The following is a 17,629-nucleotide window of genomic DNA, read 5'->3' as shown; positions in this document are numbered from 1 at the left end:
TGGAGGGGATGACGACCGCCGCCCGAACCCCGAGCCCCGCCGACATCCGGCGGTGGCGCCGCTACCTCGCCGACGAACGTGCCGAGGCCTCCGTTTACCGCGACCTCGCCAGCCGACGGCAGGGCGAAGAACGCGAGATTTTGCTCGCCCTGGCCGAGGCCGAACGCCGGCACGAACAGCACTGGGTCGACCTGCTGGGCGACCACGCGGGCAGGCCGCTGCGTGGCGATGTCCGCACCCGGATGCTCGGCTGGCTGGCGCGACGGTTCGGCTCGGTGTTCGTCCTCGCGCTGGCCCAGCGTGCGGAAGCGCGGTCCCCGTACGCGGCCGACGACGACGCGACCCCGCAGATGGCCGCCGACGAGCAGGTGCACGAAGAGGTCGTGCGCGCACTCGCCTCCCGCGGCCGGCAGCGGCTGTCGGGCACGTTTCGTGCCGCCGTGTTCGGCGCGAACGACGGCCTCGTCAGCAACCTGGCCCTGGTCCTCGGCGTCAGCGCCAGCGGCGTCGCGACCCACATCGTCCTCCTCACCGGCATCTCCGGCCTCCTCGCCGGAGCCCTCTCGATGGCCGCGGGAGAGTACGTGTCCGTGCGGTCGCAGCGTGAACTGCTGGAGGCATCCAGCCCCAACCCGGAGACCGGCTCGGCACTTCCCCATCTGGATGTGGACGCGAACGAACTGACGCTGGTCTACCGTGCCCGCGGCATGTCGCCCGACGAAGCCTCCGAGCACGCGCGCGAGGTGCTCACGGGCCTGCAGGCCGTGACCTCGCCCATCCCCGTGGCCCCGGCCGGCCTCGAGGACGAGCACGAGGCGGTCGGAAACGGGTGGAGCGCGGCACTGTCGAGCTTCTGCTTCTTCGCGTCGGGCGCGTTCATCCCGATCATCCCGTTCCTGTTCGGGCTCACCGGCACGACCGCGATCATCGTCTCGGCCATCCTGGTCGGGATCACCCTGCTGGGGACAGGCGCGGTCGTCGGGCTGCTGTCGGGGGCGTCGCCGCTGAAGCGTGCCGTGCGGCAGCTGCTGATCGGCTACGGGGCCGCGGCGGCGACCTACCTCTTGGGGCTGTTGTTCGGCGCCACCGTCGGCTGAGTCGGCTGCGCGGGATGCGGGGGATGCGGGGGCTGCGCGGGATGCGCTGCTAGCGCCGTCGCCCGCCGTCCGTCCCGTATGCGATGGCGCCGACCAGCGGGATGAGCAGGAACCACAGCCACGAGAACTGGTACCCCCACACCGCCCCGGTGATGAAGAAGAGGATCAGTGACACGAACGGGATGATCGAGACGGCGAGCAGGCCCCACCGGCTCGACGGCTCGCGTCCACTCCATCCTGAGCCGCCGCGGCCGTCGTAGGCCTGCTGCGGCGGGTACGGCTGCGCGTACGGCTGCTGGGGTGGGTACGGCTGCTGGGCGTTCTGCGGACCGGGGTAGGCCGCTCCGGATGCAGGCTGGGCGCCCGGCTGCGGACCGTGGGCATCGAGATGCAGCCCGCCCGGCAGGTCGGAGAACAGCGGGGCGAGGTCTCCTCGCGTGACCGCGGCTCTGGCGGCCGTCGAGCGCGTCTGCAGTTCTGCATCGGTGATCCGCCCCTGCGCGGCGTACGTCTGCAGGGCGGCGACGGCACGCTCCCGCTCGTCGTTGCTGAGGCGAAGCGAAGCGCCGGAGGGATCCGTGATGTCGGTCATGGAGGTCAGTATGCCAGCGAGGTCGCGCCGCAGCGAGAGGACGCTCGTGGGCACGCAATATACGCATTAGATCGGTTATCTGTATAGGGTCCCCGGCCCCGTAATAGACGCCTCCCGACCGAGTCCCCATAGGTGGAGGCCACCGGCCTCGCTGCGAGCGGCACCCGGCCGCACAAGGGGAAGGCTTCACGATGGCCCGTTTCGGTTCCCGTCCACACACGGCACGACGCCGGCGTCTGATCGCGTACGTCGTCGCCTGCGCGATGGCCGGTGCGTTGACTGCAGTGCTAATCCTCCCTCAGTACGACTCCAATGCCACCACGAGCACGGCGTCTACGACGTTCAAGAGCGGCGTCAACGAGACCAACGGATCGACGGCGGCTTCATCCGATGCCGCCGGCGGTGCCAAGAGCGGAACGGCCAAACCGGGCGACACGCTGAAGTGGACGGCGAGCTATCAGAACAACACCGCGGCGAGCGCTTCCGTGAATCTGACGGACGTCCTGACCGATGCAGGAACATACGTCCCCGGCTCACTGCAACTGCCTCCGAATCAGAACCCCGTGGGTGCCCTGTCGCCCCAGTACTCGACGGACGGCGGCACCTCTTGGACGGCGGGCGCTCCTCCCGCCGGCGCGTCCGGGGTGGGGTTCACCGGCACCGTTGTGCCGCAGGGCACACAGCAACTCTCACTTCCGTTCGTGACTCCGCCGGCTGCCGCCATCACCATGGCTGGAGGCGATGCCTACAACGCCGTGGTCTACAAGGCCCAGGTCTACGCCCTCAACCACCACCGGTCCGGAAGGGTGGTGTACTGCGCGCGATTGGACGGCACGACATGCGTCGGCTGGCCGACGGACAGCAACCTCCAGTACTGGTCCGCCACGCCCGGCGCTCCGATCGGCACCGGAACGACATTCGCCGGCAGCACCGCCCAGACGAACGGCACCTGGGTCGCGGGCGACAAGCTCTACTGGTATGCGGGGCCGTCCGACTCGTCCAGCGCCGGCCTCGGCTGCCTCGACCTCTCACCGCCGACGCCGATCAGCTGCGGGTACCTTCCCCGCACCGGCAGGGTGGTGAGCAACACGGTCATCTCACCCCAGGTGGGTGGCACCGGCATCCCTTCCTCCGACGGAAACCGGTACAGCGCGACAACCAACAACGGCTCGGCCGCCATCATGTGCGTCACCCCGACGGGCGCAGCGTGCACCGGGGTGCCCAGCCTGATCGCTGGCGTGACCAGTCCGAACCTCTTCACGGCGGCGACGTTCGGAGACTACGTCTTCGCGAGCATCCAGCAGACGGCAACCAGTAACTGGAAGACGTATTGCTACAACGTCAAGACATCCGCTCTGTGCACAGGAGCGACGTTCTGGCCGACGAACGGCTCTCCCAGCACGGCATTGCAGGGCAACAACTTCGCGCCGGTACTTTCGACCGTGGGAGCCCTCATCGGAGTCTGCACCATCACCAACGGGGCTGGAACGTCGTCGGTCTGCTGGAATCTGGCAGGCACGGTCATCACTAACCCCTACGCCGGCACGGGCGCCAACTTCAATGCAGGTGGATGGCCCGCCGGCGACGCCTTCGTGCTTGGGGCGAAGGTCTACCTCTCGAATGGCGACCAGGTGATGTGCCGCGACTTCGGCGCGTACTCGGGAACGGGGACCGTCCCCGCCTGTGCGGGGTTCACCACCGTTCCGAACTCGAAGAACTACACCGTGCGGTCGGCGGAGGGGCTCGATGTCGACTGTCTCGTAGCCTCCGGTGACGTGGGTCAGATCCGGTTCTTCAACGCCCTCAGCGGAGGCAGTTGCACCAACTCCGGCCCACAGGCCGTCGCGGTCGACGCCGGCGCCTACTACTGCGGTACGGGCACCGGATCGTTCCGCGGGTGGAACAAACTCAGCCTCCTCGGCGCCGTCACCACCGCGTACACGAGCGCCCTGGTCACGCTGCGGGATCAGAACGGCGTGGTCATACCGAACTTCGACACCGTGCGGCTGTCCGCCGGAGCGACACTGAGCCTGACGGCCGTCCCTGCCTCGGTGACCTCGCTTTCGGCGACGGTGTCGCTCATCGGCGTGAGGGACCCGGCAGGCGTCAAGACGGCGCAGATCTCGATCAGTTGGCAGGGCGACCCGCCTCAGCTGTGCTTCCGCACGACCGCTCCCCCGGCATCGTGCGACGCATCGTCGACGAGGATGCTGTCGAACACCGCAAAGGCGGTCACGGTCTCCGCCGCCGGGAGCGATGCCCCCGGCGGGAACTCGACCGGTGCGGTGCAGTTCGCCGAGCGCGCCGATCCGTCGCAGTGCTCGCTCGCGATCCAGAAGACATCGCCGGTGCAGACAGCGAGGCCGGGCGACAAGCTCGAATACGCGATCACCGTGCGCAACACCGGAACTCAGGCGTATGACGCCGCCCGGTTCGTGGACGACCTCACCGATGTGCTCACCGAGGCTGTCTTCGTCGGCGACCAGCGCGCCACCACCGGTACGCTGACCTACGCGCAGCCGATCCTCTCGTGGTCCGGTCCACTGCCCGCGGGCGCCTCGGCGACGATCACCTACAGCGTCACCGTGATCAGCCCCGACCCTGGCGATCACCACCTGGTCAACACGGTGGTCTCGACCTCGCCACAGAGCAATTGCGCACAGGGTTCGGTCGACCCGGCCTGCACGACGACGATCACGGTGCAGGTGAGCGACCTTCTGTGGCACAAGGTGGATGCGACGGACGCGAAGAACATCCTGCCGGGTGCCGAGTGGACACTGACACCGGTAGATGCCGCGGGCACGCCCACGGGCCCCGCCATCGTCGTGAGCGACTGCACGGCCGAAGCGGCCTCCGCCTGCACGGGTGCAGATACGGAACCCGTCGGCGGCCTTTTCCGCCTGACGAATCTCGGGCCCGGCAGCTACCGGCTCGTGGAGACGCGCGCCCCGGTGGGGTTCGTGCTGAATCCGACGCCGATCGCGGTGACCATCGGCCCGACAACCGTGACGGTGCCCCTCGCAGACATCGTCAACACGCAGTTGCCGGTTCCGATCATTCCCCTGACGGGCGGTCTGGGTACGGACCTGCTGACACTGTCCGGGAGCGGCCTGATGACCGCAGTGCTCGGACTCGCCGGGTGGCAGCTGCTCCGACGAGTCCGCGCGGCCGGCTGATGATCGGGATGCGATGTCGGAGGCCCGCGGCTACACTCGGATTCGAACATACGTTCGATGAACGAGGTGAGCATCATGACCGATATCGACGAAGCGGTCGCCGTGTGGACGACCGACGACGGGGTCCCCACGCGGCTGGTGTGGAGATCCACTCGCTACCGCGTCTCCGACACTCCGACCGTGTGGGCTGCGGTCTGCGGGTGGTGGCGGCCCTTCGGTGAGCACTGTTACGCCGTCGGGAGCCTGCCTCGCGAGATCGGTGGCTGGCGTTTTCAAGGCACGGACGAGAAGGGCGCCGCGCACGTGTTCGACGTCCGGCACGACGCCGACGATCGGAGTTGGCGGCTGGTGCGGGTGTTCGACTGAGCAGGGAAGCCGCGATCGACGCGGGCGCAGCGTGGCACCCACGGCTGCGGCATCCGGTCGCATAGCCTCCATCGGGTGATGGACGATCGCTACGGACCTGATGTATTGGCCACCGACTGGCGGAAGGCCGGGCGCAAATCGATCCCCACGGTCGAGGCCGTCAGGGATCTGGTCATCGAGGAGACTGCTACGGGCTTCTGCGGCGCGATCACGCGCCTGGAGGCGCAGACCATCGAGCTGGAGGACTACTTCGGTAAGAAGCGCGTGTTCCCGCTCACCGGCTCGTTCCTGATCGACGGCGAACCTGTGCGGCTGGTCGCGCCATCCCGGGCACCCTCCGGGCCGTCGCGGACGGCGTCGGGTTCGTTCGCGGTAGCCGAGCAGAAGGCACGGGTTGCCCGGGCGAGCCGCATCTTCGTCGAAGGCCGACACGACGCCGAGCTCGTCGAACGCGTCTGGGGCGACGATCTGCGCGTCGAAGGGGTCGTCGTCGAGTATCTGGAGGGCGTCGACGATCTGGACGCGATCGTGAAGGAGTTCCGTCCGGACCGCAGGCGGCGCATCGGCGTCCTGGTCGACCATCTCGTCGCAGGTTCGAAGGAGAGCAGGATCGCCGAGCAGGTGGCGCGCGGGCCGTACGGTTCTCATGTGCTCGTGGTCGGGCATCCGTTCGTCGACATCTGGCAAGCGGTGAAGCCGGCCCGGGTGGGGCTTGCGGAGTGGCCGACCATCCCCCGGTCGGTTCCATGGAAGCACGGGATCTGCGCCGCGCTCGGCCTACCGCACGAGACGCAGGCCGACATCGCGCGGGCGTGGAAGCGCATCCTGGGTCAGGTACGGTCGTATTCCGACCTTGAGCCGGAACTGCTCGGCCGGGTCGAGCAGCTGATCGACTTCGTCACGGAGCCGCAGGGGCACTAACCGGGCGGTTGTCCACAGCCTCGAAATTCTATTTGCTTCATTCGAACATGTGTTCGAAAATAGGAGCATGTCCCTCGCAGCTCCCCACCTCGACGCACCGGTCCCCGACCGGGCGCAGGTGCACGAGTTGCAGACCCGCATCCGGCAGATGCAGGCAACCAAGCTCGAGAGCCGCACGCTTCCGACGCATCCCGCGCTCTCCCCGTTGCTGCCCGGCGGTTCGCTGAAGGCCGGCGCCGCCTACTCGGTGCGGGGGTCGACCACACTGCTTATGGCCATGCTGGCCGGTCCGAGCGCGGCCGGAGCCTGGTGCGGCGTGGTCGGTATGCCCGATTTCGGCGCCGAGGCGGCCGGCCGGTTCGGCATCGACCTCGAGCGACTCGTGCTGGTTCCGCATCCCGGCGACGACTGGCTGACCGTGACCGCTGCGGTGGTCGACGTGCTCAGTGTGGTGGTCGTGGCTCCTCCCTCCCGCGCCAGGGATGGCGACATTGCCCGGCTCAGCGCCCGTCTGCGGCAGCGTGAGGCGACCCTCATCGTCGCCGGTGACTGGCCGCAGGTGGAGGCGACCCTCGCGGTCGCACGCAGCGGCTGGGAGGGGCTGGGTACAGGCAACGGCTACCTCTCGTCGCGCCGGGTGACGGTCGAGTCAGCTCCGCGCGGCGGGTCCGGCCCGCGGCGCACCGCCGAGCTGTGGCTGCCAGCCGTCGATGAGAGCTTCCGCGTCTCCGCACCGACCCGGCTCGAAGCGGTGGGCTAGATGGCGCGCGGAGCACACGAGCCGGTCGTCACCCGCGCGATCGTGCTGTGGTGTCCTGACTGGCCGGTCATCGCGGCGCAGCAGGCGCTCGATCTGGCCGCCGACCTCCCGCTGGCACTGGTCGAGAAGGGCCTGGTGTTCGCGTGCTCGCCCACCGCCCGCGCCGACGGCGTGAAGCGCGGGCTGCGGATGCGCGAAGCGCAGGCGCGCTGCCCGCAACTGGAGGTGGTGCCGTACGACCCGCTGCTCGACGCCCGCACGTTCGAGCCGGTGCTCGCCGCGATCGAGGAGATCGCGCCCGGTGTGCAGCCGGTTCGCCCCGGCACCTGCGTGCTGCGGGCGCGCGGGCCGGCACGCTACTACGGCAGCGAGGAGGAGGCGGCCGCCGAGTTGCTGCGCTGTCTGGAGGCGCTGGGGGTCACGGATGCGCGGGTCGGCATCGCCGACGGGCCCTTCGCGGCCGAGCAAGCCGCCCGGTCCACGGGGCGGGCGCGGGTGCGTGTCATCCCGGTCGGCGGCTCCCCCGCCTTCCTAGCGCCATTGCCAGTCAGCCAGCTCGGCCTCCTCAAGCTGACCCCGCTGCTCCGCCGGCTCGGGCTGCACACACTCGGAGACATCGCGGCGCTGTCCCGCACCGACATGCGGGAGCGGTTCGGCGAACGGGGCGAACACGCACACACCCTCGCGAGCGGGCTCGACGGCACCGCGGTGGTGCCGCGCACCCCGCCCAAGCAGCTCGACCGGGCCATCGAGTTCGAGCCTCCGCTCGACCGTGTCGACCAGGTGACCTTCGCGGTCCGCGGCACCGCGGAGCAGTTCGTCGCCGGCCTCACCAAGGCGGGGCTCGTCTGCACCTCGCTGCGGGTGGAGGTGACCGACGAATCCGGCCGGGTCAGCGAGCGCACCTGGCTGCATCCGCGGCTGTTCTCGGCGCCCGACGTGGTCGACCGGGTGCGCTGGCAGCTCCAGGGGGCAGGGGCGATCGACTCCGGGCTGGCCTCGCCGATCGCCCGCGTGGTGCTCGACCCCGAGGCGGTCGACGACATCGGCCATCACGAGGACGGCCTGTGGGGTGGCGGCGCCGACGAGCGCATCCACCACGGCCTCACCCGCGTGCAGAGCATGCTCGGGCATGAGGCGGTGGTCACGGCCACGATCGGCGGCGGCCGGGCGCCCGGTGAGCGGCAGGTGCTGGTGCCCTGGGGTGACCGTCCGGTGGGCGTCGCGCGTGCCGACCGGCCGTGGCCGGGGTCGCTGCCCGCGCCCGCACCGTCGACCGTGTTCGAGGTTCCCCGTCCCGTCGCCGTGCTGACGGAGGACGGCGCCTCCGTCGAGGTGACCGACCGGGGCGATGTGACCGCGCCGATCGCCCGCTTCTCCCCCACCGGTCAGGCGCGCGACGCACGACCGGTCGACTCCTGGGCGGGTCCGTGGCCGGTCCGGGAGCGCTGGTGGGATGCCTCGCTCACCCGGGCGATGCACCGTTTCCAGCTGGTCGACGCCGACGGGACCGCGTGGCTGCTGTCGCTGGCCGGTTCCGGCTGGTTCGCCGAGGCGCGTTATGACTGACCGCAGCGGTTCCCCGACGGCGAGGTGGCGCTGATGGGATGGAACAACCCACCGATCCCGTGGGCCGAGTTCGAGCGCCGGCTCTCCGGGCGGCGCACCGGACAACAGCCGGACGAGCGGCCATCGTCGCGCAAGCGGCAGAAGTACGTGCCGCAGCCCATCCCGGAGATTCCCGAAGGCGAGGCCGTCCCCTACGCCGAGTTGCACGCGCACAGCAACTTCAGCTTCCTCGACGGGTCCTCCTCCCCCGAGGAACTGCTGGAGGAGGCCACCCGGCTGAATCTGCACGCGCTCGCCCTCACCGACCATGACGGCATGTACGGCGTCGTGCACCTGGCGGAGGCGGCCGAGGCGTACGACCGGGTGAAGACCGTGTTCGGCGCCGAGCTGTCCCTCTCGCTCACCAAGCCGCAGAACGGCGAGCCCGACCCGGAAGGCAGCCACCTGGTGGTGCTCGCCCGCCGCCAGGAGGGCTACCACCGGCTCGCCGCCGCGATCACCGCGGGGCAGCTCGCCGGCGAAGAGAAGGGCCGCCCGGTCTACCGCCTCGACGAGCTCGCCGCGCAGGCGGCCGGCGAGTGGATGGTGCTGACCGGCTGCCGCAAAGGCGACGTCCGGCTGGCACTCGCCGAGCGCGGCGAGCGAGCGGCGGAGCACGAGGTCGCCCGGCTCGCCGAGCTGTTCGGCCACGACAACGTCCTCGTGGAGCTGATCGACCAGGGCGGGCCGCGCGACTCGACGGACAACGACATCCTGACCCGTATCGCCGGCCGGCTCGGGCTCCCCACGGTCGCGACCAACAACGTCCACTACGCGAGTCCGGCGCAGTACCCGCTCGCCACCGCCGTCGCCGCCGTCCGCGCCCGGCGCAGCCTCGACGAGCTCGACGGCTGGCTGCCCGCCGCGGGCGCCGCCCACCTGCGCAGCGGCGCAGAGATGAGCAGGCGCTTCTCGCGCTACCCCGGTGCGGTCGAGCGCACGGTCGAGATCGCCGACGACCTGTCGTTCCGCCTCCGCAGCGCGCGTCCACGACTCCCGAAACAGGAGGTGCCGGAAGGCCACACCCCGATGAGCTGGCTCCGCGAGCTCACCTGGCGCGGCGCCGCCGAACGCTACCCCGACCTCGACCGCACCCCCGCCAAGCGGGAGCGCATCGAGCGCGAACTGGATGTGATCGAGGCGAAAGACTTCCCCGGCTACTTCCTCATCGTCCACGACATCGTCCAGTACGCCCGCAGTCAGGGCATCCTCTGCCAGGGCCGCGGATCGGCTGCCAACTCGGCGGTCTGCTACCTGCTCGGCATCACCGCGGTCGACTCCATCAAGTACGGCCTGCCCTTCGAGCGCTTCCTCTCCAGCATGCGCGAAGAGGAACCCGACATCGACGTCGACTTCGACTCCGACCGCCGCGAGGAGGTCATCCAGTACGTCTACCGCAAGTACGGCAGGCACAACGCGGCGCAGGTCGCCAACGTCATCACCTACCGGCCCAAGAACGCGGTGCGCGACATGGCGAAAGCGCTCGGTTATTCGACCGGCCAGCAGGACGCCTGGAGCAAGCAGATCGACTCGTGGGGCAGCGTCCAGACCAGCGACGACCACGACATCCCGGACGACGTGGTCGGGCTGGCGCAGCAGGTGCTGAAGTTCCCCCGGCACCTCGGCATCCACTCGGGCGGCATGGTTCTCACCGACCGGCCTGTCGGCGAGGTGTGCCCGATCGAGCACGCCCGTATGGAGAACCGCACGGTGCTGCAGTGGGACAAAGACGACTGCGCCTGGATGGGCCTGGTGAAGTTCGACCTGCTCGGCCTCGGAATGCTGTCGGCGCTCGACTACTCGATGCGCACCATCGAGGCGTCGCTCGGCGAGCGGTGGACGCTCGACAGCATCCCGAAAGAAGAGCAGGGCGTGTACGACATGCTCTGCCGTGCCGACTCGATCGGTGTGTTTCAGGTGGAGAGCCGGGCACAGATCGGCACACTGCCGCGGCTGCAGCCGCGCAGCTTCTACGACCTCGTGATCGAGATCGCGCTCATCCGGCCCGGCCCCATCCAGGGCGGTGCGGTGCACCCGTACATCCGCCGCAAGACCGGGAAGGAGCCGGTCACCTACCTGCATCCGTCACTCGTTCCGGTGCTGGAGCGGACGATGGGCGTCCCGCTGTTCCAGGAGCAGCTGATGCAGATGGCGGTGGCCGTCGGCGACTGCACCGCGGAGGACGCCGACCTGCTCCGGCGCGCCATGGGCTCCAAGCGCGGGGTGGAGAAGATCGAAGCGCTCAAGGCCAAGCTCTACGACGGGATGGCGCACAACGGCATCACCGGGGACGACGCCGACGCCATCTACGCGAAGATCGAGGCGTTCGCGAACTTCGGCTTCGCCGAAAGCCACGCGATCAGCTTCGCCTTGCTGGTGTACGTCAGCTCGTGGATGAAGCTGCACTACCCCGGCGCGTTCCTCGCCGCCCTGCTGCGCGCACAGCCCATGGGGTTTTACTCACCTCGCACGCTGACCGCCGACGCGAGACGCCACGGCGTGGTGGTGCACCGGCCGGACATCCAACGATCCGGAGTGTTCCCGCTGCTGGAGCCGTTGGATGAGGCCCGGCCCGGCCCCACCGGAACCGACCCGTGCCTGGAGACCGAGCAGCCCGCGATCCCCACGTTCGACCCCGCCGTCCCGCTCGACTTCGCCGCCCACCGCCGCGACGCCGGTCACGCCGTACGGCTGGGGCTCGCGGGCGTCACCTCCATCGGCGAGAAGCTCGCGGAGCGGATCGTCGCCGAGCGGGAGGCGTTCGGGCCCTTCCGCGACCTCGGCGACCTCGCCCGCCGCACCGGCCTCAACACCGGCCAGCTGGAGGCGCTCGCCGCAGCCGGTGCGTTCGAGGGCTTCGACCTGAGCCGCCGTCAGGCCATCTGGGAGGCCGGCAACGCCGCCCAGGAGCGCCCCGAATTCCTCGCGGGAACGGCGATCACCGTGCAGCCGCCCCTGCTGCCGATGCTCTCCCCCGCCGAGCAGCTCGCCAGCGACCTATGGTCGACCGGCATCTCGACCGACGACCACCCGATCCGGTTCCTCCGCCCGGCGCTCGCGGCGCGCGGCGTGCGCCCGGCCGACACGCTGGCCGCCGGCGAGTCCGGACGCCGCATCGAGGTGGGCGGGGTGGTCACGCACCGGCAGCGTCCGGCGACGGCGGCGGGAGTGACGTTCCTCAACATCGAAGACGAGACCGGCATGGTCAACGTGGTGTGTCCAGTCGGAGTCTGGAACCGCTACCGCCGGGTCGCCCGCCAGGCGCCCGCGATGATCGTCCGTGGCATCCTTGAGCGCAGCGAGGAGGGCGTCGTCAACGTGGTGGCCGACCGGCTCGAAGCGCTCGACACCGGCATCCGCACCGTCTCCCGCGACTTCCGATGAGCCGCCGTGCCGGGTCAGTCGTCCTCGAAGCGCAGATGCCGGACACTGCGGCCGTTGCGGCGCACCAGCCGCAACGCCTCCACGCCGATCCGGATGTGCTGCTCCACGAAGTCCCGCGTCACCCCGCGATCGCTCTCGGCCGTCTTCACACCCTCCGGCGTCATCGGCTGATCCGACACGAGAAGCAGCGCGCCGCTCGGGATGCGGTTGGCGAAGCCCGCGGCGAAGACCGTCGCCGTCTCCATATCGACCGCCATGCACCGGGTACGCCGCAGGTACTCCTTGAACGTCTCGTCGTGCTCCCACACCCGGCGGTTGGTCGTGTAGACCGTGCCGGTCCAGTAGTCCTGCTTGACGTCACGGATGGTGGAGGACACGGCCCGCTGCAGTTGGAACGCCGGCAGCGCGGGCACCTCAGGCGGCAGATAGTCGTTCGACGTGCCCTCCCCACGGATCGCCGCGATCGGCAGCACCAGGTCACCGAGCCGGCTCTTGCGCTTGACCCCGCCGCACTTGCCCAGGAACAGCACAGCCTTCGGACACACGGCCGAGAGCAGGTCCATGATCGTCGCGGCGTTCGGACTCCCCATCCCGAAGTCGACCATCGTGATGCCGTCGGCGGTCGCGTTCGGCATCGACCGGTCCCGGCCACGTACCTCTGTGCCGTACCACTCGGCGAACCGCTCGACGTAGTCGCCGAAGTTCGTGAGCAGCACGTACTCGCCGAACTCCTCGAGCGGCGTGCCGGTGTAGCGCGGCAGCCAGTCGTGGACGATCGCCGCCTTGTCCCTCAGCGACGCCTCCGGGGGGACCTCCGGGGCCGTGTCGACCGTGTTCTCCGCATCCACCATGCGTCGTGTCCCTTCGTCGTGCCCGATCCGGCGGCGGCGCGGCCGTCGCTACCCCGCGACGCCCGTGCCGAGCAGCGTGCCCACCAGGAACGTCGCGGCCAGCGCCAGTGCGCCACCCACCACCACTCGTACCATGGCACGTCCGCGAGAGCTGCCCCCGATCCACGCCGCAACGTATCCGGTGATCGCCAACGCGATGAGCACCGCGACGAACGTGACCGGAACTCTCAGCTCCGGCGGCAGCAGGATGGTCAGCATCGGCAGCACCGCACCGCACGTGAACGCCACGGCGGATGCCAGAGCCGCGTGCCAGGGACTGACCACGTCGTCCTGGTCGATGCCGAGCTCCGCCGAAAGGTGCGCCGCGAGCGCGTCGTGCGCCGTCAGCTCAACGGCGACCTGGCGAGCGGTCGCCGGCGAGAGCCCGCGCTGCTCGTACAGGCCGGTCAGCTCCTCCAGCTCCTCCTCCGGCATCTCCGCCAGTTCACGGCGTTCCTTCGCGATCAGCGACCGTTCGCTGTCCCGCTGGCTGCTCACCGACACGTACTCCCCCAGCGCCATGGAGATCGCACCACCCACGAGCGCCGCGAGGCCCGCGGTCACGAGCGCCGGCACAGAGCTGGTCGCCCCTGCAACACCGACCACGACGGCGGCGACCGAGACGATCCCGTCGTTCGCGCCGAGTACGCCCGCGCGCAGCCAGTTCAGTCGCTGCGCGAGCCCGGCGCGGTGGGGTTCGTCCGGATGCGGTTGCGGGTCGGCCCCGCCGATCCCTGTCGTCTCGCTCATGCGCTCAGCCTAGGAAGCATCGCATCCCGGCGCCATGAAGGTTCGGCGAACCTCAACTCTGCCGGGGCCCGGCTAGTGACTCCCGAGCCGCTTCCGCAGGAAGTCGATGCGCGCCTGCAGCTGTGTCACGCTCGCCTGGGCGACGGCCGGACCGCCGCACGCGCGTCGCAACTCGGCGTGCACGAGCCCGTGCGGCTCCCCGGACTTCTTCGCGTACAACCCGACGAGGCTGTTGAGCAGCTGCCGCTGCTCCTTCAGCGTCCGGTGCAGCGGCGCAGGTGCATGGCCTTCGGCTGTTGCGGGCCGCGACGAGTGCCGCCGCGCCTGCCGCTGCTGCCGTTGCTGCAGCAGCTCGTGCACCTGCTCCGGTTCGAGGATGCCGGGAAGGCCGATGAAGTCGAGCTCCTCATCGCTACCGGGCACGGCGAATCCGCCGAACTCCTTGCCGTCGTACAGCACGCGGTCGAAGTTCGCCTCCGACCCGAGTGCCTCGAACGCGAACTCCTCGGTGAGCCCCTCCGACGCCCGCTCCTCGCGGTTCGCCTCGGCGACCATCGCATCTTCGGGGTTCCAGAGGTCGCCCTCGGCATTCTCCTCGACCACCCGATCGAGCGCGTGGTCGCGTTCCAGCTCCAGCGCGTTGGCCAGCGCCATCAGCGTCGGCACGTTCGGCAGGAATACCGACGCCGTCTCTCCGCGCCGGCGCGCGCGCACGAAGCGACCGATCGCCTGCGCGAAGAACAGCGGCGTGGATGCGCTGGTCGCGTACACGCCGACTGCCAGCCGGGGCACGTCCACGCCTTCCGAGACCATCCGCACCGCCACCATCCACCGCGAGTCGCCCTTCGAGAACGCCTCGATGCGGTCGCTGGCCTCCTTCTCGTCTGACAGCACGACGGTTACCGGCTCGCCGCTGATCTGCTGCAGCAGGTCCGCGTAGGCGCGCGCGCCGTAGTGGTCGGTAGCGATGACGAGGCCGCCCGCATCCGGGATGGAGTTGCGCACCTCGGTCAGCCGGCGATCCGCCGCCGCCAGCACGGACGGGATCCACTCGCCGCGCGGATCCAGGGCCGTGCGCCACGCCTGCGCCGTGATGTCCTTCGTGTTGCCCTCGCCGAGGCGCGCCTCCATCTCGTCGCCGGTCTTGGTGCGCCACCGCATGTGGCCGGCGTAGACCATGAAGATCACGGGACGAACGACGCCGTCCTCCAGGGCCCGGCCGTAGCCGTAGTTGTAGTCGGTGAGCGAGGTCCGGATGCCCTGCCGGTCGGGCAGGTAGGTCACGAACGGGATGGGTGCCGTGTCGGAGCGGAACGGCGTCCCGGTGAGCGAGAGTCGGCGGGTCGCCCGCTCGAACGCATCCCGGATGCCGTCACCCCAGCTGAGCGCGTCGCCGCCGTGGTGCACCTCGTCGAGGATCACCAGGGTCTTGTACGACTCGGTGATGTCCTTGTGCAGGCTCGGCCGCATCGCCACCTGCGCGTAGGTCACCGCGACGCCGCGGTAGTGCCGGGCGTAGCGGCCGTCCGAGTTCTTGAAGTCCGGGTCGAGGTGCAGGCCGACACGTGCCGCTGCTTCCGCCCACTGGCGCTTGAGGTGCTCCGTCGGCGCCACGACGGTCACGCGCTCGACGATCCGCCGCGAGAGCAGCTCGGTCGCGAGCCGCAGTGCGAACGTCGTCTTGCCGGCACCCGGGGTCGCCGCGGCCAGGAAGTCGCGCGGTTCATTCACGAAGTACGCGTCGAGGGCCTCGGCCTGCCACGCGCGGAGCTTGCCCGCGGTCCCCCACGCGGCGCGCTCCGGGAAGGAGGGCGAGAGATGCTCGGCAGCAAAACTGCCCGCGTGCACGCCGGGCCGATCGGACTCCTCGAAAGGCTCGTCCGGCTCGGGTAATGCTGAGGTCTCCACTTGGATCAAATCTACCCGAGCCCGCCGACACCGCGGTCCGATGCAGAATGGAGCAATGGCCGAAGCACTGCATCCCTGGTCCCGCTACGTCGCTCTGGGCGACTCGTTCACCGAAGGCATCGGCGATCCGGAGCCCGGCAGCCCGGGCGGGCACCGCGGCTGGGCCGACCGGGTGGCCGAGGTGCTCAGCCGGCAGACGGGCGACTTCGCGTACGCGAACCTGGCCGTCCGCGGCAAGCTCATCAAGCAGATCCTCGACGAGCAAGTGGATGCGGCGGTCGCCCTGCGGCCCGACCTCATCACCCTCTCTGCGGGCGGCAACGACGTGATCCGCCCCGGAACGGACCCGGACCAGATCGCCCTGCTGTTCGACGAGGCGGTCTCACGACTCAGCGTCGACGGCGCCACGATCGTCGTCTTCACGGGCGTCGATGTCGGCTTCTCGCCGGTGTTCCGGGGTATCCGCGGCAAGGTCGCGATCTACAACGAGAACGTCCGCGCCATCGCCGCCCGCTACGACTGCATCGTGGCCGACCAGTGGGCGCTCACCGACATCCAGGATCAGCGGATGTGGGCGCCCGACCGGCTGCACCTCGCGCCGCTCGGACACCACACCGTCGCCCGCATGGTGCTGGCGGCGCTGAACGTCGAGAACGATCTGCAGCCGCTCGAGCCCGAGCCGCTGCCGCTGCGCACGTGGCGGCAGGCCCGCTCGGAGGACCTCTCCTGGGCGCGCGCGTACCTGGTGCCGTGGGTGGTCCGGCGCATCCGGCACCAGTCGTCCGGCGATCACATCTCGGCGAAGCGCCCCGAGGCGGGCCCGTTCCTCATCAGCGGCGACTGACCGCCAGCACAGACCGCCAGCGCGGTCCGCCGCGACAGACCGCCGCGGCACCGCCAGTGCCCGGGCCGTTACGTCCCGAGACCGCCCGGGTGCGCCAACCGCCAGCCGAACCCGGGGTCCGGCACATCGCTCGCCAGCGCGAGCGGAACCGTGGCGGTCTTCCCGTTCAGGGTGAACGTCCCCTGCCCGAGGATGTCGCCCGTGAAGCCGGACGACAGTGGACGCGTCTGCAGGTCCACCGTGATGGGCGTGTCCGACCACACCACGAACGTCTTCGTCTCCGTGGCGATCAGCTTCGACCGCGCGCCCCAGGCCGTGGTGTAGGTCCCGAAGACCTGGCCCTTCTCGACGGCCGTGACGGTGTGGAAGCCCGCTTTCATGCTGGTCAGCAGCGCCTGCACTCCCGCCCAGAGGTCGTCATGGGTGGGCGCGCCCAGCACCGCCCCGATGACCCGGACCTTCGTCGACCCGATCGGAACCTGCGCCGAGAAGAGCAGGCAGTTGCCGGCTTCGTCTGTGTTGCCCGTCTTGATCCCGTCCATGCCCTCGAATCCGAGGAGCGTGTTGGTGTTGTCCTGCGACCCCGCGCCGGGCAGGTTCACGTTCTTCTGGGAGACGATCGAGGTCAGCGCGGGCGACGCGAGCACGAGCTTCCCGATCCCGATCAGATCCTTCGTCGTGCTGACATTGCCGGGATCGAGGCCGTCGGGCGTGACGATCTTGGTGCCGGTGAAACCCTTCTGGGCGAGCCAGTCGTTGGCCGCCTTCACGTAGGCGCTGGTCGAGCCGAACGCCCAGTTCGTGAGCGAGATCGCGTAGTTGTTGGCGGACGGCAGCAGCATCGCCTCGAGCGCCTGCTTCTCCGTCAACGACGTACCGGCGACGACCGGCGCCCAGGAGCCTCCCTCGCCGACGACCTCGTTCCAGATGTCGACATCGCGCTGCGTGAACGCGATGTCGGGGCCCTGCTCGTCACCGTTCAGCGGCTTCTTCTCAAGCACGACGAGGGCGGTGATGGTCTTCGTGACGCTCGCGATCGGCACGCTCGCCTCGGTGCCGTGCGAGGCGGAAGCTCCGGGATAGTCGGGCGCGACGATCGCGGACGACCCGTATCCGGGCCACGCCAGCTGCACGGCGGGCTGCACGAGCGCCTTCTCGTGCGAGACGGCGGCAGCGGTCGCGGGGACGGGCGCCACCAGCGATCCGACGACGTAGACGAACGCCACCAGCACGGCGATCACGAGACCGAAGACGACGATCCGGCGTCGACGGTAGACCTTCCGCGAGAGACGGCGCGGCGGATCGGCGAGGGCTTGCTGGGACATTGGCACGA

At 69.9% G+C, this 17,629-nt stretch carries 13 protein-coding genes; 8 read left to right on the top strand and 5 right to left on the bottom strand.

All coding sequences use genetic code 11. The features are described 5' to 3' along the window. Positions 1-8: 8 nt before the first annotated feature. The gene (locus AB4Z18_RS08040; RefSeq protein WP_441782159.1) at positions 9-1,097 is read left to right on the top strand and encodes a VIT1/CCC1 transporter family protein; all 1,089 of its coding nucleotides are present in this window, start codon (positions 9-11) and stop codon (positions 1,095-1,097) included. A 49-nt stretch (positions 1,098-1,146) separates the two neighbouring features. Here the strand turns inward: AB4Z18_RS08040 and AB4Z18_RS08035 are convergent, their stop codons facing one another. After that, positions 1,147-1,689 carry a DUF1707 SHOCT-like domain-containing protein gene (locus tag AB4Z18_RS08035; protein WP_441782158.1) on the bottom strand — a complete coding sequence of 181 codons (543 nt, stop codon included), beginning with the start codon at positions 1,687-1,689 and terminating at the stop codon, positions 1,147-1,149. Positions 1,690-1,880: 191 nt separating this feature from the next. On the opposite strand from AB4Z18_RS08035, the gene AB4Z18_RS08030 reads away from it, so the two are divergent. The 6 genes from AB4Z18_RS08030 to AB4Z18_RS08005 all read left to right on the top strand — a co-directional run bounded on the left by AB4Z18_RS08030 (position 1,881) and on the right by AB4Z18_RS08005 (position 11,904). Further along, positions 1,881-4,865, top strand: a complete 2,985-nt coding sequence (locus AB4Z18_RS08030; protein ID WP_441782157.1) for a DUF7927 domain-containing protein — start codon at positions 1,881-1,883, stop codon at positions 4,863-4,865. 75 nt (positions 4,866-4,940) lie between these two features. Then, positions 4,941-5,231, top strand: a complete 291-nt coding sequence (locus tag AB4Z18_RS08025) for a DUF6504 family protein (RefSeq protein WP_441782156.1) — start codon at positions 4,941-4,943, stop codon at positions 5,229-5,231. 78 nt (positions 5,232-5,309) lie between these two features. After that, positions 5,310-6,152, top strand: a complete 843-nt coding sequence (locus tag AB4Z18_RS08020) for a DUF3097 domain-containing protein (RefSeq protein ID WP_441782155.1) — start codon at positions 5,310-5,312, stop codon at positions 6,150-6,152. Between the two features lie 67 nt (positions 6,153-6,219). After that, the gene (locus AB4Z18_RS08015; RefSeq protein WP_441782154.1) at positions 6,220-6,912 is read left to right on the top strand and encodes a hypothetical protein; all 693 of its coding nucleotides are present in this window, start codon (positions 6,220-6,222) and stop codon (positions 6,910-6,912) included. After that, complete coding sequence (locus AB4Z18_RS08010) at positions 6,913-8,481, top strand: DNA polymerase Y family protein (RefSeq protein ID WP_441782153.1); 1,569 nt, start codon at positions 6,913-6,915, stop codon at positions 8,479-8,481. Between the two features lie 33 nt (positions 8,482-8,514). Then, a complete protein-coding gene (locus AB4Z18_RS08005) occupies positions 8,515-11,904 on the top strand; it encodes an error-prone DNA polymerase (RefSeq protein ID WP_441782152.1) in 3,390 nt (1,129 codons plus the stop codon). A gap of 14 nt (positions 11,905-11,918) precedes the next feature. On the opposite strand, the gene AB4Z18_RS08000 is transcribed toward AB4Z18_RS08005, so the two are convergent. The 3 genes from AB4Z18_RS08000 to AB4Z18_RS07990 all read right to left on the bottom strand — a co-directional run bounded on the left by AB4Z18_RS08000 (position 11,919) and on the right by AB4Z18_RS07990 (position 15,392). Next, positions 11,919-12,755: an AMP nucleosidase gene (locus AB4Z18_RS08000; protein ID WP_441782151.1), complete on the bottom strand. Its 837-nt coding sequence runs from the start codon at positions 12,753-12,755 to the stop codon at positions 11,919-11,921. Between the two features lie 48 nt (positions 12,756-12,803). After that, positions 12,804-13,544, bottom strand: coding sequence for a VIT1/CCC1 transporter family protein (locus AB4Z18_RS07995; protein WP_441782150.1), 741 nt, complete (start codon positions 13,542-13,544; stop codon positions 12,804-12,806). Positions 13,545-13,616: 72 nt separating this feature from the next. Then, a complete protein-coding gene (locus AB4Z18_RS07990) occupies positions 13,617-15,392 on the bottom strand; it encodes a DEAD/DEAH box helicase (RefSeq protein ID WP_441782996.1) in 1,776 nt (591 codons plus the stop codon). A gap of 115 nt (positions 15,393-15,507) precedes the next feature. On the opposite strand from AB4Z18_RS07990, the gene AB4Z18_RS07985 reads away from it, so the two are divergent. After that, the gene (locus AB4Z18_RS07985; RefSeq protein ID WP_441782149.1) at positions 15,508-16,296 is read left to right on the top strand and encodes an SGNH/GDSL hydrolase family protein; all 789 of its coding nucleotides are present in this window, start codon (positions 15,508-15,510) and stop codon (positions 16,294-16,296) included. A gap of 68 nt (positions 16,297-16,364) precedes the next feature. Here AB4Z18_RS07985 and AB4Z18_RS07980 read toward each other — a convergent pair whose 3' ends face one another. Next, entirely contained in the window at positions 16,365-17,621 is a 1,257-nt protein-coding gene (locus AB4Z18_RS07980; RefSeq protein WP_441782148.1) for a D-alanyl-D-alanine carboxypeptidase family protein, read from the bottom strand. Positions 17,622-17,629: the final 8 nt, after the last annotated feature.

The sequence above is a fragment of the Leifsonia sp. 2TAF2 genome, assembly GCF_052115085.1.
Lineage (GTDB): Bacteria > Actinomycetota > Actinomycetes > Actinomycetales > Microbacteriaceae > Leifsonia.
The sequence above is the reverse complement of the archived record's forward strand: the minus strand, read 5'-3'. Positions and strand labels throughout refer to the sequence as shown.

Coding starts and splice junctions, on each gene's coding strand:
- AB4Z18_RS08035 (WP_441782158.1), bottom strand. CDS start 1,689: ATGACCGACATCACGGATCCCTCCGGCGCTTCGCTTCGCCTCAGCAAC.
- AB4Z18_RS08025 (WP_441782156.1), top strand. CDS start 4,941: ATGACCGATATCGACGAAGCGGTCGCCGTGTGGACGACCGACGACGGG.
- AB4Z18_RS08005 (WP_441782152.1), top strand. CDS start 8,515: ATGGGATGGAACAACCCACCGATCCCGTGGGCCGAGTTCGAGCGCCGG.
- AB4Z18_RS07995 (WP_441782150.1), bottom strand. CDS start 13,544: ATGAGCGAGACGACAGGGATCGGCGGGGCCGACCCGCAACCGCATCCG.
- AB4Z18_RS08020 (WP_441782155.1), top strand. CDS start 5,310: ATGGACGATCGCTACGGACCTGATGTATTGGCCACCGACTGGCGGAAG.
- AB4Z18_RS08015 (WP_441782154.1), top strand. CDS start 6,220: ATGTCCCTCGCAGCTCCCCACCTCGACGCACCGGTCCCCGACCGGGCG.
- AB4Z18_RS08010 (WP_441782153.1), top strand. CDS start 6,913: ATGGCGCGCGGAGCACACGAGCCGGTCGTCACCCGCGCGATCGTGCTG.
- AB4Z18_RS08030 (WP_441782157.1), top strand. CDS start 1,881: ATGGCCCGTTTCGGTTCCCGTCCACACACGGCACGACGCCGGCGTCTG.
- AB4Z18_RS08000 (WP_441782151.1), bottom strand. CDS start 12,755: ATGGTGGATGCGGAGAACACGGTCGACACGGCCCCGGAGGTCCCCCCG.
- AB4Z18_RS07985 (WP_441782149.1), top strand. CDS start 15,508: ATGGCCGAAGCACTGCATCCCTGGTCCCGCTACGTCGCTCTGGGCGAC.
- AB4Z18_RS07980 (WP_441782148.1), bottom strand. CDS start 17,621: ATGTCCCAGCAAGCCCTCGCCGATCCGCCGCGCCGTCTCTCGCGGAAG.
- AB4Z18_RS08040 (WP_441782159.1), top strand. CDS start 9: ATGACGACCGCCGCCCGAACCCCGAGCCCCGCCGACATCCGGCGGTGG.